Raw genomic sequence first — 12695 nt, 5'->3', positions numbered from 1 at the left:
ACCTTAGCTCCGATACCCTCAACCTCATCTCCCTGCTTCACGCAGCGACGCTCAATAGATATCGGGTTCAGGGGTACTGCCAGGCGCACCATTGGCAAAGTCGAAGTCACAGCCCTCGTCCGCCTGGGTGACATGTGCCTTGTAGAGAGAGGCATAGCCATGAGGGTGCCGATCCCTGGGCGGCTGCCAATCCGCCAGTCGACGCTGGATCTCCTCTTCGTCGACCATCAGATCCAGCCGACGATTGGGGACATCGACCGCGATGATGTCACCGGTCTGAACGATGGCCAGCGGCCCACCGACGGCGGCTTCCGGCGCCACATGCAGAATGCAGCTCCCGTAGCTGGTGCCGCTCATGCGCGAGTCGGAGATCCGCAGCATGTCGCGCACGCCTTGTTTCAGGAGCTTGGCCGGAATCGGCATCATGCCCCATTCCGGCATGCCGGGGCCGCCCACCGGCCCGCCATTCTTGAGCACGATGATGCTGTCGGCCGTGACCGGGAGGTCCTCATCATCGATACGTGCCTTGAGGTCGGCGATGTTCTCGAACACATAGGCAGGCCCTTGATGGACATGCAGGCGAGGGTCCGCCGCGGTCGGCTTGATGATGGCGCCCTTCGGCGCCAGGCTGCCGGTCAGCACGGCAGTCCCGCCCGAGACATTGACCGGACTGTCCAGCGGGAGAATGACTTCTGAGCGCCAGACCTTGGCACCCTCGATGTTGTCGCCCAGGGTACGGCCGGTCACGGTCATGGCGGAGAGCTTCAGCTCACTGCCGATGTTCGTCATCAAGGCCGGAAGCCCTCCGGCATAGAAGAAATCTTCCATCAGATATTCGCCGGAAGGCTTGAGGTTCAGCACCAGCGGTACACGACGCGATATCTCGTTGAAGCGCTCCATCGGCAGCGTGATTCCGAGACGCCGCGCCATGGCCACGATGTGGATGATGGCGTTGGTCGAGCCACCGATCGCCATGTCGACGGCAATCGCGTTATCAAAGGATGCCTCGCTCATGACATCGGTCGGCTTGAGATCTTCCCAGACCATTTCCACCGCTCGCTTACCGCTGGCGTAGCACATCCGGTTGTGATTGGCGTCTACCGCGGGAATGCTCGAGGCCCCCGGCAGGCTCATGCCCAGCGATTCCCCGATCGACATCAGTGTCGCGGCCGTGCCCATGGTCATGCAGGTGCCCGGAGAGCGGGCAATACCGTTCTCGATCTCGTTCCAATCACTCTGACTGACGTTGCCGATACGCCGTTCATCCCAGTACTTCCAGACATCCGTACCGCTTCCCAATACCTGACCACGGTAATTGCCACGCAGCATGGCGCCGGCCGGCACATAGATGGTCGGTAGATTCATGGAAATAGCGCCCATAAGTACGCCCGGCGTGGTCTTGTCACACCCGCCCATGACCACAGCACCATCCACGGGGTAGCTGCGCAGCAGTTCCTCGACTTCCATGGCCAACATGTTGCGATACATCATGGCGCTGGGCTTCATCAATTGCTCACCCAGTGACATGGCAGGCAATTCGACAGCAAAGCCCCCCGCCGCCGTGATGCCACGCTTGATATCCTTGACCCGCTCAGGGAAGTGGGAATGGCAGGTATTCAGGTCATTCCAGGTATTGATGATCGCGATCACCGGCTTGCCGACGAACTCCTCTCCCCAATACCCCATCTGCTTGACGCGAGAGCGATGCCCGAAAGAGCGCAGATCATCCTGCTTGAACCAGCGATTACTGCGCAGATCGTCGACCCCTTTCCTGTTCATCCCGTACTCCTTGCAACATGATTGACCGAACAATGGCGTAGCAGAACCCGCACCGGCTGCCGCGAGGGCAACCCGTCATTGCGTCATTCCTGAATGAAGTGGCGTTGGCTATCTCAATGGAACAATCGAATCAGCGCGCCAATTGACTGTCCCGCCGTGAGGGCAGAGACACCCAGTCACCATTGCGCCGACTGGAATTGAGCGCGGTAGCGGCGAATTCGACACCGCGGACCCCGCTACGGATGTCGGGATACCAGAGAGAAAGCGGATCGACAGGTATGCCCTGCTGGCTGGCCGTGATGTCTTCATGAAGATCGCTGTACAGCGAGGAAAAGGCTTCGCGATAACCCTCGGGATGTCCAAAGGCCACTCGCGAGATACGCGTGGAGGCATCATGCAGGCCGGCCGCTCCCTTGGAGAGCAGCACAGGGGCGCCATCGAGCCGTCGGAACAGGAGTTGATTGGGGGTTTCCTGGTGCCACTCAAGGCCGCCGAGACTGCCAAAGATCCGGAAGCCAAGGCCATGTTCTGCGCCGGCCGCCGCCTGGGTAATCCACATCAATCCACGGGCGCCATTGTCATAGCGCAACAATACGTTGGCGTTATCGTGAGCGTCACGTCCGGCCACGCTGGCCGTGACATCGGCACTCAATTCACTTGTCTCAAGTCCGGAAACATACTCGAGCATATGGAAGGCATGGGTCGCGATGTCATTGAGAATCATCGATTCTCCCGCGATGGCCGGATCCATGTGCCAGTCATGCCCCGCCTTCTCGGCATCCGTCAGGCTCGCCAAATGCCCCTGGACGTAGTCACATTGCAGCTGACGAATCTCGCCCAACTCCCCGTTCTCGATCATGGCGCGTGCCTGACGCACCATCGGATAGCCGGTATAGCCATAGGCCATGCAGAAGCGCAGTCCTGCCCGCTCGGCGATCACTTCAAGCTCTCGTGCCTGAGCCGGATCATTGACCAGCGGCTTTTCACAGACGACATGAAACCCCAGCTCCAGAGCCAATTTGGCCAGGGCGAAGTGACTGTCGTTGGGCGTGAGAATGGCGATGACCTCAGCCCCATCTTCGCGAGCGGCTTCCTCGCGCAGCAATGACTCACCATCGCCGTAACCACGTGCGATGTTGAGTTGCTCCGCCTGCTGGCGTGCGCGCTCAGGATTTGAGGACAGTGCCCCTGCCACGATGCGGTACCGCCCATCCATCTGCGCCGCCGCACGATGGACCTGTCCGATGAAGGACTGGACACCGCCTCCTATCATCCCCAGACGCAATATCTGTGGAGTCTCGTCATGAGACTGGGTCTGGAGGCGTTCGGCGCAAGCGATTGTGGTCGGTTGAGTCATGGTGCATCCCGGCTTCAGGCATGAATGGCATTGTTGTTTTCTCGCGCACTACTGTCGTGAACCTCTTGGCATCGGTGCGCGGTATACAGAGCAGCCTAGCGCAGCCAAACTGGCTTTGAAAATGTTTTCAAAGCCATTTAGACCAAGGGACGAGATGGGAGAAAACCAGGTAATCCGATGGGGTTCAGCGCATAGCACCTGGAAGATGTAGCCGCTGTGCAAGCGCTGGAAGACAGACGCGACGTCCAGAGAGAATCTTCTGAAGCTTCATCCAGAGTGAGACGTATCCAGAACAGGTTTCGTCAAGAGTGGGTCTCAGCCGACATGCTGGGTCGACCCGCGTTGCGTGATCTGACACGGCATGATGACCCGACTGGGCGCCATACCACCCTGCTTGATGCGCGCGAATAACAACGACACCGTCTTGTTGACCATTTCCGTGAATGGCTGGCAGATCGTCGTCAGATCATAGGATTTGCTTGAGGCAAAGCGAATGTCATCCACCCCGACGATACCGATATCCTGTGGTATGCGGTGCGAGAACTCATGACGTATGGCGTCCATACCGCCACATGCCATGATGTCATCAAAGTAGAAGATGCTATCAGGAATGACCTCCGCCTCTGCGAACAATTCACAGGTGGCTTCATAGCCCGCATCGTAGCTGTGGCGATGCCCTTCTCCCACGCCATGCAAGGTCAGACCGCGCTGCTCCAGACGCTCGATGAATCCACGCTTTCTATCCAGCGTGGCCTGCTCCTTGGTCGACGCCCCCACATAGGCCAGCCGTCGATAACCGAGATCAATGAGATGATCTGCTGCCATGCGCCCCATTTCGATATCGTCACAGGTCACCACGCAGGCGCCGGAGTCTTCTCCATCACGCCCGAATATGGCCACAGGCGTATTCTGCTTCGCACAGGCCTCGACCAACTCCGGCGGCACTGAAGCAGAAGTAACGATCAAAGCATCGACATGATATTCCATCACCAACGAGACAGCCTCCGAGATACTTTTCTCGGTATTCACGTTAATCAACAAGGTGTGGCAGTTATGCCGCTGAATCGCAGCAGAAAATTCGCTGAGAATCGCCAGGTAGACAGGGTTCTCGAAATTGGTCACGAGAATCCCGATCAGGCTGGATTGCGACTTTATGCCTCGTGCCAGACGATTCGGCTTGTACCCCATTCTCTCGGCTACCGCCAGGATCCGGCTACGCATCTCGGGGGAGCTGCTGCCTTCAGGATTCATTGCCCGAGAGACCGCCGCAATCGAGACGTTGGCCTCCTTGGCAACTTCAGTGATGGTGACGCGCTTGGATGAGGATATGTCCTCAGACTTCTTCATGCTCACTCCCTAACGGGGCTCAATGCCCAATATCTCATCAAGGCATTCCACCCCACACTGGATAATCATTGGCCGACCATACCGCGGATCACGCAAGCATGCAGCAGGCACATGATGAAGAATACAGCCATATCACGTTGGCTTTGACGTGTGCCACCAGAGAGTCAATAGCCTCCTTTCGATAACACACCCTGGCGACTATCTCTGGCAGCACGAAGGCGCAGTACCACAGTAGAACTGACGCAACAGACGATGCATCGGTTGCTGGAGCCTCCTCGTGGTACCCCCAGACGATGACCTTGGATACGACTCGGAGGTCGCCGATCACGAAGATGTCGCAAAGGGCTTTGGCAGTAGATGTATTGCTATGCCCCCATATCCCCACCTGACAATGGATCAAGGAGAACATCAATGGCTTGGCGCGGCAGTACTTCTCCAGAGGGGCAGTCTCCAAGAATGTCTGTACTGCTGAGCTACGCAAGATGCGTCGAGAAACCGAATGACCATTCCCGACACTGCCTCTGCTATCGAATATCCAGCCCAAGCACTCTCGAGAGAATCTTCTAAAATCCTATATACCATGCGTGCTGCTTTGATTGCTTGAGCTCAGACACAAAAAACCGATGCCTGCAAAGTGCAAGCATCGGTAACATAAAACATATATTAAAAAAGCTTCACGAATCGGACAGTTTATTCCATTCCTTTTCAGCGTCTTCTTTGTTCATGCCATAACGCTCTTGAACCTTCCCGACAAAGTGCTCCTTACGACCCGCAATTTCGTCGACATCTTCATCGGTAAGCTCTCCCCAACCTTCGCGGACCTTACCTTTGAGTTGCTTCCACTTACCTTCGGCGATATCACTATTCATGGCAGTCTCCTAAATCAAATAGATAATGCGACAAATAAAAATCAACCAATGACCAGTCACATGCTGTGATTGAGCCTCATGGCAGGCTACGAATATAAGCTAGCACAGATATTAGTGGTCAACAACAGCCCTACCGCTTCAACTCATTGGTGGCGCTGCCATTGACTTGAAATGAAATATAGCGCGAGCCAGCAAATCCGATACAACATCATCGACAAAAAGTTCCCTTCATCTTTCCGTGGCATATCGTCATTTACCGACTCCCAACAATCAATATAAAAACCGTCATTAAATGTATAGGAAAAAACGTTCAGCATAACTCATCGACAACTCACTGTAGGGTGCCGGATGATCTATTTCCACAACGAATTTATCCTTTATTAGCCTCTCGTAAACGCATCAAGTAATTCATACAGGAAAATCATCATGGTTATCAAGCTGTATAAGCAAGCGATAACGACACCGAAAATTCATGCCGACTTCCCAAGCAGCTCCTTCCAGCATTACGGAGTAAAGATCTCGCTGGTCAGTTTGGGATCAGCGTCTCAACCATCCAGCGCTGGCGTTACAAAAAACCCGCGGCTAACCGCGGGCAAGATCGAAACACTGGCAGGCGATGACTGGCTTGGCGTCCTGTTCCTAGAACCATACCTCGCTCTGGACACCGAAGGCCCATTCACCTCCCGTGAAACCTGCACTCCCGAGCGCATCTTCATCCGAGAAGTCATTGAGCTCCTCATCCCAGTCACTCCAGGACGCGAACAGGCGGATTTCCGGACGTTTCCAGAAGCCACCGACTTCAGGCTTGAAGGTCGGCGCGATGGTGAATTTTCGATAGCTCCCTTCCACGGCAGTGCCTGAGGCACCGGGGTCAAGATCCATCCATTGATAGCTGAGTTCGTATTGCATCTCGAAATTCGCCGTCAGCTCATTGGCCAGACGCGCATTGAACGTCGCCCAGGAGTATTCGTCGCCTTCGGCATAACGGTCTTCACTGACTTCCGCCAGCACGGCCGGTGCCAGACGCCACTTGGGCGCGAGATAGGTCGTGCCATACAGACCGAGTCGAGTCGAGGTCGCATCATCTGTCAGATTCCCGTCACCCCCGATGACCTTCGTCTCCGCGCCAAGCCCTCGGCCATGCAGCACGGCGGCCTTGAAGCTGCCGTCGGCGAGACCAAAGAAGCTGTCGCCATGATAGGCCAGCATGGTATGGAACCCGGAATCCGCGGCTGTGGCGCCCGTGTCCATGGCGCGCTCTTCGTTGTCTGCGGCAGACAATGCACTGACCATCCACTGCCAGTTGCCGACGTAGTTGTTCATCGTGAAGGTCAGGTTGTCGGTATCGCCGCCAGTGTCGGAATCCTCGGTCGGATATTCACTGTAACTGCGTCCGTAGACCGAGAAGTTGGCTTTCCAGTCATCGGTGAGCTGGACGTCGTAGATACCCGCGCCGGTGCCGGCAAGGAAGATGAAGTCACTGTCGAGCCAGTGGATGTCGAAGTTGTCCCGATCGAAGCGCTTGCCGGCCCAGATGGCGGAATTCTCGAAGGCGCCAGTGAAGCTCGGCAGATCGCTCAATTCCACGTAGACCTGTCGTACGTTCAGGCTGGACTCGTCCGAGGTCCAGTCGTTGCTGGTCTCCACCCCGTCGGCAATCATGGTGCGGTAGTGCGCCTTTGCCCCGTTGTCGTAGCGCGTCTTGTAGTTGAGCACCGTCTCGACATAGGTATCGGGCTCGTTCCCCAGCCGCCCGACAGCGCCCCCCACCGACCCCGCCGGGGTGAGATAGGGGCCGCCGTCAATGCTCTTGCCCCCCTCCCCGATCAGGAGACCTGAGCGGGCATAGGCATTGAAGGAGAAACCTTCCTCGCCACTGGCCTGACGCTCCACGGCGGCCAGACGCTCTTCGAGGTCCTCGGTCTGCGCGGACACGCGCGCGGGTTGATCAGTCTCATTCGTTCGGCGCTGAACGGCCATCGCCTGCTCTGCCTCGGCGGCGCGGCGCTCAGCCGCTCTGGCCCGCTGTTCGGCGTCATTGATGCGCTGCTCCAGCTCTGCGAGTCGCGCCTCGATGTCGCCCGTGCTGTCGGCAGTGGCGAGACCACTGGTACTCATGATGGCAATGGCAACAGCCATGGCCAGAGGGGCCTTGAGCGGGCGCTGGGGGGAAGTAGTCATGTTGGAGAGAGCCTTTGTTGTTGTTGACGAATCACTCGCTTGGCGATGATCAGCGAAGTGGCGCCTTCGTCATTGGCGTTGTCGTAGGCGCCATATTCACTTAATCGTTTAAGACCCTAGTGGCAATCTGGCCTCTCAGACACACGACCTATGTCGAAATTCGACCAAAGGGGAGCGATCACCGCGTAAAACTCCCATTTCTGGCGACATATCAGCGACAGCAAGACCAAAGTTCAGGTTGCGGATATCGACGCCAATCGCTTGACTGTGATCACGCCTTAATCGTTTAAGAAGCGCCATCGGACATCCTCAGGATTCTCCCCCGCCAGATGGCCGATGAATGCCCAACAACAACAAGTGACGAGGATTTGCCATGCAACGCACGACACTGATCGCCTCAAGCGTCGCCCTGCTGGGAGTGGCCACCACCGCCCCCGCCATGGCCGCGGACCTGACCATCTCCTGCGGCGCGGTCGGGGCCGAGCTGGAACTCTGTGAACAGGGCGTCGCGGCCTGGGAGGAAAAGACCGGCCATGACGTCGACATCGTTTCCACGCCCAATTCCTCGACGGAACGCCTCTCGCTCTACCAGCAGATTCTGTCGGCCCAGTCCGGGGATATCGACGTCCTGCAGATCGATGTGGTCTGGCCGGGGCTGCTCGCCAATCACCTGCTTGATCTGCACCAGACGCTCGGCGAAAAGGCGGCACAAGGCCACTTCGCGACCATCGTCGACAACAACACGGTGGATGGCCGCCTGGTGGCCATGCCCTGGTTCACGGATGCCGGGGTGCTCTACTACCGCAAGGACCTGCTGGAGAAGTACGGGTTCGCACCTCCCGAGACATGGCAGGAATTGACAGAGACCGCCACGCAGATCCAGGCGAAGGAGCGTGAGGCCGGCAGCGAGAAGATGTGGGGGTACGTCTTCCAGGGACGTGCCTATGAGGGCCTGACCTGCAACGCCCTGGAATGGGTCGCCAGCAATGACGGCGGCGCCATTGTCGATGCCGATGGCGAGATCACCATCGACAACCCCAACACGGCCTCGGCACTCGACCTGGCCGCCAGCTGGATCGGCGAGATCACCCCGCAGGGCGCACTCAATTATTCCGAGGAAGAAGCCCGCGGCATCTTCCAGTCCGGCAACGCCGTCTTCATGCGCAACTGGCCCTACGCCTGGTCGCTGACCCAGAGCGATGACAGCAAGGTGGCCGGCAAGGTCGGGGTGGTCAAGCTGCCCCATGGCGCCGAGGGCGAGAGTGCCGCGGCGCTGGGCGGCTGGAACCTGGCGGTCTCGAAGTACAGCGAGAATCCCGAGCTCGCCTCTCAGCTGGTGGCCTTCCTCACCGGTGAACCCGAGCAGAAACGCCGAGCCATCCAGGCCGCCTACAACCCGACCCTCACGGCGCTGTATCAGGACGAGGAGGTGCTCACCGCCGTGCCCTTCTTCGGCACGCTCTACGACACCTTCACCAATGCCGTGGCCCGTCCGTCAGCCGTCACCGGAGACAACTACGGCCAGGTGAGCAATGCCTTCTTCAACGCGACCCATAGCGTGCTGAGCGGCGAGCAGAGCGGTGCCCAGGCGGTTGCCCAGCTCAAGAGCGAACTGTCACGCATCAAACGTCGTCGCTGGTAACCCGGGAGGTTTCGCATGACAACCACGCTCAATGAGTCAGTGTCGACGGGCTCGCCCTCGGCCAGGACTCGCAAACGCGGCACCAAGGTCAGACGCCAGCGGGTACGCGCGGCCTGGACCTATCTCGCCCCGATGCTGGTCGCACTGGCGCTGGTGGCCGGCTGGCCCCTGCTGAGAACCTTCTATCTCAGCCTGACCGATGCCTCGCTCTCGGACACGACCGGTGCCGCCTTCATCGGCTTCGAGAACTATCTCGTGAAGGACGACGGCGTCTGGTACGGCCTGCTGGCTGACCCGGTGTGGTGGAACTCCGTCTGGAACACCGTCTACTTCAGCGTCATCTCGGTGTCGCTGGAAGTCGTCTTCGGCATCATCGTGGCGCTGCTCCTGAATGCCGAATTCAAGGGGCGCATGCTGGTCCGGGCCGCGGTGCTGATTCCCTGGGCCATCCCGACCATCGTCTCCGCCAAGATGTGGGCCTGGATGCTCAATGACCAGTTCGGGATCATCAACCACCTGCTGATGGGGCTGGGGCTGATCGATGCGCCCTTGGCCTGGACGGCGGATGCCGATCTGTCGATGTGGGCCGTGATCATGGTCGATGTCTGGAAGACCATCCCCTTCGTGGCACTACTGGTACTCGCCGCGCTGCAGATGCTGCCCAAGGACTGCTATGAGGCCGCCGAGGTCGATGGCATCCACCCGGTGAAGGTGTTCTTCCGTGTCACCCTGCCATTGATCACCCCGGCCCTGCTGGTCGCCGTGATCTTCCGCCTTCTCGATGCACTGCGCGTCTTCGATGTCATCTATGTGCTGACCTCCAACTCGTCGAGCACCATGACCATGTCCATCTACGCCCGCCAGCAACTGGTGGAGTTCCAGGACGTGGGCTACGGCAGTGCCGCCTCCACGATGCTGTTCCTGATCATCGCGCTGGCCGTCGTGGTCTACCTCTACCTTGGCCGCCGCCAACTGGGAGTGGATAAATGAATCAGCCTCCGATGAATCGCTACCAGATGACCCGACTCGCCAAGCTGGTCGGCAAATGGGCCTTGATCGCCATCATCATCGTCTACGCCGTGTTCCCCTTCTATTACGCGGTGATCACCTCACTGAAACCGTCCAGTGAGCTGTTCGAGGTCAACTACTGGCTGACCTCGCTGGACTTCAGCAACTATGCCCAGATCTTTGCGCAGAAGAGTTTCCTGCAGGCGATCGGCAACTCGATCTTGATCGCCTTGAGCGTCGTGTTTATCGCGCTGCTGCTGGGCATCACCGCCTCCTATGCGCTGGGACGCGTGCGCTTTCGCGGTCGCTCCACCGTGATGCTGATCATCCTCGGGGTCTCGATGTTCCCTCAGGTCGCAGTGCTCTCCGGGCTGTTCGAGGTGATTCGCAGCCTGAATCTCTACAACAACCCCGGTGGCCTGATTCTCAGTTACACCATCTTCACGCTGCCCTTCACCGTCTGGGTACTGACGACCTTCATGCGTCAACTGCCCATGGAACTGGAAGAGGCCGCGATCATGGACGGCGCCACGCCGTGGGAGACCATCACCAAGGTCTTCCTGCCCCTGATGTGGCCGGCCATGGCCACCACCGGGTTGCTCGCCTTCATCGCGGCCTGGAACGAGTTCCTATTCGCCTTGACCTTCACGCTGACCGACAGCGAACGCACCGTGCCGGTCGCCATCGCCCTGATCTCCGGCGGCAGTCAGCATGAGCTCCCCTGGGGCCCCATCATGGCCGCCTCCGTTACCGTCACCATACCGCTGGTCATCCTGGTGATGATCTTCCAGCGCCGCATCGTATCCGGCCTGACCGCCGGCGCCGTCAAAGGATAATCTTCATGTCATTGCTCGAAACCCAAATACAGACCTCCTCCAGCTGGTGGCGCGGTGGCGTCATCTACCAGATCTACCCGCGCAGCTTCCTGGACAGCAACGGCGATGGCATCGGCGATCTGCCGGGCATCACCGCTAAACTCGATTACGTAGCATCGCTGGGCGTGGATGGCATCTGGCTATCCCCTTTCTTTACTTCCCCGATGCTCGATTTCGGGTATGACATCAGCGATTACCGTGATGTCGACCCGATGTTCGGCACCCTGGAGGACTTCAAGGTGCTGCTGGAGCGCGCTCACTCGCTCAATCTCAAGGTCATGATCGACCAGGTGATCAGCCACACCTCCGACCAGCACCCCTGGTTCCAGCAAAGCCGTCAGGATCGCACGAATGACAAAGCCGACTGGTTCGTGTGGGCAGACCCCAAGCCCGATGGCACGCCGCCCAACAACTGGCTGTCGATTTTCGGCGGCTCGGCCTGGACCTTCGATTCGCGCCGCCAGCAGTATTACCTGCATAACTTCCTGACCAGCCAGCCCGACGTGAACTTCCATCACCCGGAGGCCCGTCAGGCTCAGCTCGACAACATGCGCTTCTGGCTGGAACTCGGCGTCGATGGCTTCCGCCTGGATACCGTCAACTTCTACTTCCACGACCAGGCCCTGCGCGACAATCCGCCAGTGCCAGCAGGCGAAGCCAAGACACTGGGCGCCCCGGATTCCAACCCCTATACCTGGCAGCGACACGTCTATGACTTGAGCCGCCCGGAAAATCTCGACTTCCTGAAAGACCTGCGTGCCCTAATGGATGAATACCCCGGCACCACCACGGTCGGGGAAATCGGCGATGACAAGCCGCTGGAGCGCATGGCGGAATACACCGCTGGGGGCGACAAGCTGCACATGGCCTACGGGTTCGATCTGCTCAATGCCCCGCATTCCGCAGGCTATATCCGAGAAGTCATCGAGCGCTTTCAGCGCCTGGCCGGTGATGCCTGGCCATGCTGGGCCCTGTCAAACCACGACGTGGTGCGCAGCGCCACCCGTTGGGGTGCCCACCAAGATCCGGTGGCCTACCCCAAGGTCGCCCTGGCCATGGTGTTGTCACTGCGCGGCAGCGTCTGCCTCTACCAGGGTGAGGAGCTGGGCCTGCCAGAAGCCGAGGTGCCCTTCGAGCGTATTCAGGACCCTTACGGCAAGGTGCTGTGGCCGGAGTTCAAGGGCCGCGACGGTTGCCGGACTCCCATGCCCTGGCGTCAGACGGCCCGGGGGGACTTCTCGAATGTCGAGCCCTGGCTGCCGGTCGATGAACGCCACCTGCCGCTGGCCGTGGCCAATCAGGAGGACGACGCCAACTCTGTATTGCATGCCACACGCACCCTGCTGAACTTCCGCCGTCAGCATCCGGTTTTGCGTGAGGGGGACATTCAACTGGTCGACGTGGGGGACGAGCTTCTGGGCTTCCTGCGTGAGCATGACGGTCAGCGCATGCTGTGTCTCTTCAACCTGACCGGCAGCGAACGGACCACCGCACTGCCGCAAGCCTACGCAGGCGGCGCGCAGCTTCTCGAGGGCACGGGCTTTACTGCCGAGCTGGAACAGGCCCAGACCCAGGCGGCGCGACTGGTGCTGCCCGCCTACCAGGCTGCTTTCCTGGCACTCGACTAATCTTCTTTT

General features: G+C 58.9%; 9 protein-coding genes. 4 read left to right on the top strand and 5 right to left on the bottom strand.

Annotated features, from left to right (window positions below):
* Window positions 1-51 precede the first annotated feature (51 nt).
* From araD to PJK54_RS01765, 5 genes are all read right to left on the bottom strand, one after another.
* The gene (gene araD, locus PJK54_RS01785; protein ID WP_271302085.1) at window positions 52-1779 is read right to left on the bottom strand and encodes an L-arabinonate dehydratase; all 1728 of its coding nucleotides are present in this window, start codon (window positions 1777-1779) and stop codon (window positions 52-54) included.
* Window positions 1780-1909: 130 nt separating this feature from the next.
* The gene (locus PJK54_RS01780) at window positions 1910-3136 is read right to left on the bottom strand and encodes a Gfo/Idh/MocA family protein (protein WP_271302084.1); all 1227 of its coding nucleotides are present in this window, start codon (window positions 3134-3136) and stop codon (window positions 1910-1912) included.
* A gap of 315 nt (window positions 3137-3451) precedes the next feature.
* Window positions 3452-4483, bottom strand: coding sequence for a LacI family DNA-binding transcriptional regulator (locus PJK54_RS01775; protein ID WP_271302083.1), 1032 nt, complete (start codon window positions 4481-4483; stop codon window positions 3452-3454).
* A gap of 674 nt (window positions 4484-5157) precedes the next feature.
* Window positions 5158-5352: a CsbD family protein gene (locus PJK54_RS01770; RefSeq protein ID WP_043334054.1), complete on the bottom strand. Its 195-nt coding sequence runs from the start codon at window positions 5350-5352 to the stop codon at window positions 5158-5160.
* Window positions 5353-5991: 639 nt separating this feature from the next.
* Window positions 5992-7533 carry a carbohydrate porin gene (locus PJK54_RS01765; RefSeq protein WP_271302082.1) on the bottom strand — a complete coding sequence of 514 codons (1542 nt, stop codon included), beginning with the start codon at window positions 7531-7533 and terminating at the stop codon, window positions 5992-5994.
* Between the two features lie 373 nt (window positions 7534-7906).
* Here PJK54_RS01765 and PJK54_RS01760 point away from each other — a divergent pair, with 373 nt between their 5' ends.
* Genes PJK54_RS01760 through PJK54_RS01745 form a run of 4 tightly spaced genes read left to right on the top strand, consistent with a single transcriptional unit; the run spans window position 7907 to window position 12686 of the window.
* Window positions 7907-9175 carry an ABC transporter substrate-binding protein gene (locus PJK54_RS01760; RefSeq protein WP_271302081.1) on the top strand — a complete coding sequence of 423 codons (1269 nt, stop codon included), beginning with the start codon at window positions 7907-7909 and terminating at the stop codon, window positions 9173-9175.
* Window positions 9176-9190: 15 nt separating this feature from the next.
* The gene (locus PJK54_RS01755) at window positions 9191-10165 is read left to right on the top strand and encodes a carbohydrate ABC transporter permease (protein ID WP_271302080.1); all 975 of its coding nucleotides are present in this window, start codon (window positions 9191-9193) and stop codon (window positions 10163-10165) included.
* Window positions 10162-11019, top strand: a complete 858-nt coding sequence (locus PJK54_RS01750; RefSeq protein ID WP_442870663.1) for a carbohydrate ABC transporter permease — start codon at window positions 10162-10164, stop codon at window positions 11017-11019. The genes PJK54_RS01755 and PJK54_RS01750 overlap by 4 nt, the downstream gene beginning before the upstream one ends.
* 5 nt (window positions 11020-11024) lie before the next feature.
* Window positions 11025-12686: an alpha-glucosidase family protein gene (locus tag PJK54_RS01745; protein ID WP_271302079.1), complete on the top strand. Its 1662-nt coding sequence runs from the start codon at window positions 11025-11027 to the stop codon at window positions 12684-12686.
* The last annotated feature ends 9 nt before the right edge of the window (window positions 12687-12695 follow it).

The organism is Cobetia sp. MMG027 (assembly GCF_027947415.1).
Classification (GTDB): domain Bacteria; phylum Pseudomonadota; class Gammaproteobacteria; order Pseudomonadales; family Halomonadaceae; genus Cobetia; species Cobetia marina.
The sequence above is the reverse complement of the archived record's forward strand: the minus strand, read 5'-3'. Positions and strand labels throughout refer to the sequence as shown.

What these genes read in the sequence shown, in the direction of transcription:
- PJK54_RS01780 (WP_271302084.1), bottom strand. Translation starts at nt 3,136, where the DNA reads ATGACTCAACCGACCACAATCGCTTGCGCCGAACGCCTCCAGACCCAG.
- araD (WP_271302085.1), bottom strand. Translation starts at nt 1,779, where the DNA reads ATGAACAGGAAAGGGGTCGACGATCTGCGCAGTAATCGCTGGTTCAAG.
- PJK54_RS01755 (WP_271302080.1), top strand. Translation starts at nt 9,191, where the DNA reads ATGACAACCACGCTCAATGAGTCAGTGTCGACGGGCTCGCCCTCGGCC.
- PJK54_RS01750 (WP_442870663.1), top strand. Translation starts at nt 10,162, where the DNA reads ATGAATCAGCCTCCGATGAATCGCTACCAGATGACCCGACTCGCCAAG.
- PJK54_RS01760 (WP_271302081.1), top strand. Translation starts at nt 7,907, where the DNA reads ATGCAACGCACGACACTGATCGCCTCAAGCGTCGCCCTGCTGGGAGTG.
- PJK54_RS01770 (WP_043334054.1), bottom strand. Translation starts at nt 5,352, where the DNA reads ATGAATAGTGATATCGCCGAAGGTAAGTGGAAGCAACTCAAAGGTAAG.
- PJK54_RS01745 (WP_271302079.1), top strand. Translation starts at nt 11,025, where the DNA reads ATGTCATTGCTCGAAACCCAAATACAGACCTCCTCCAGCTGGTGGCGC.
- PJK54_RS01775 (WP_271302083.1), bottom strand. Translation starts at nt 4,483, where the DNA reads ATGAAGAAGTCTGAGGACATATCCTCATCCAAGCGCGTCACCATCACT.
- PJK54_RS01765 (WP_271302082.1), bottom strand. Translation starts at nt 7,533, where the DNA reads ATGACTACTTCCCCCCAGCGCCCGCTCAAGGCCCCTCTGGCCATGGCT.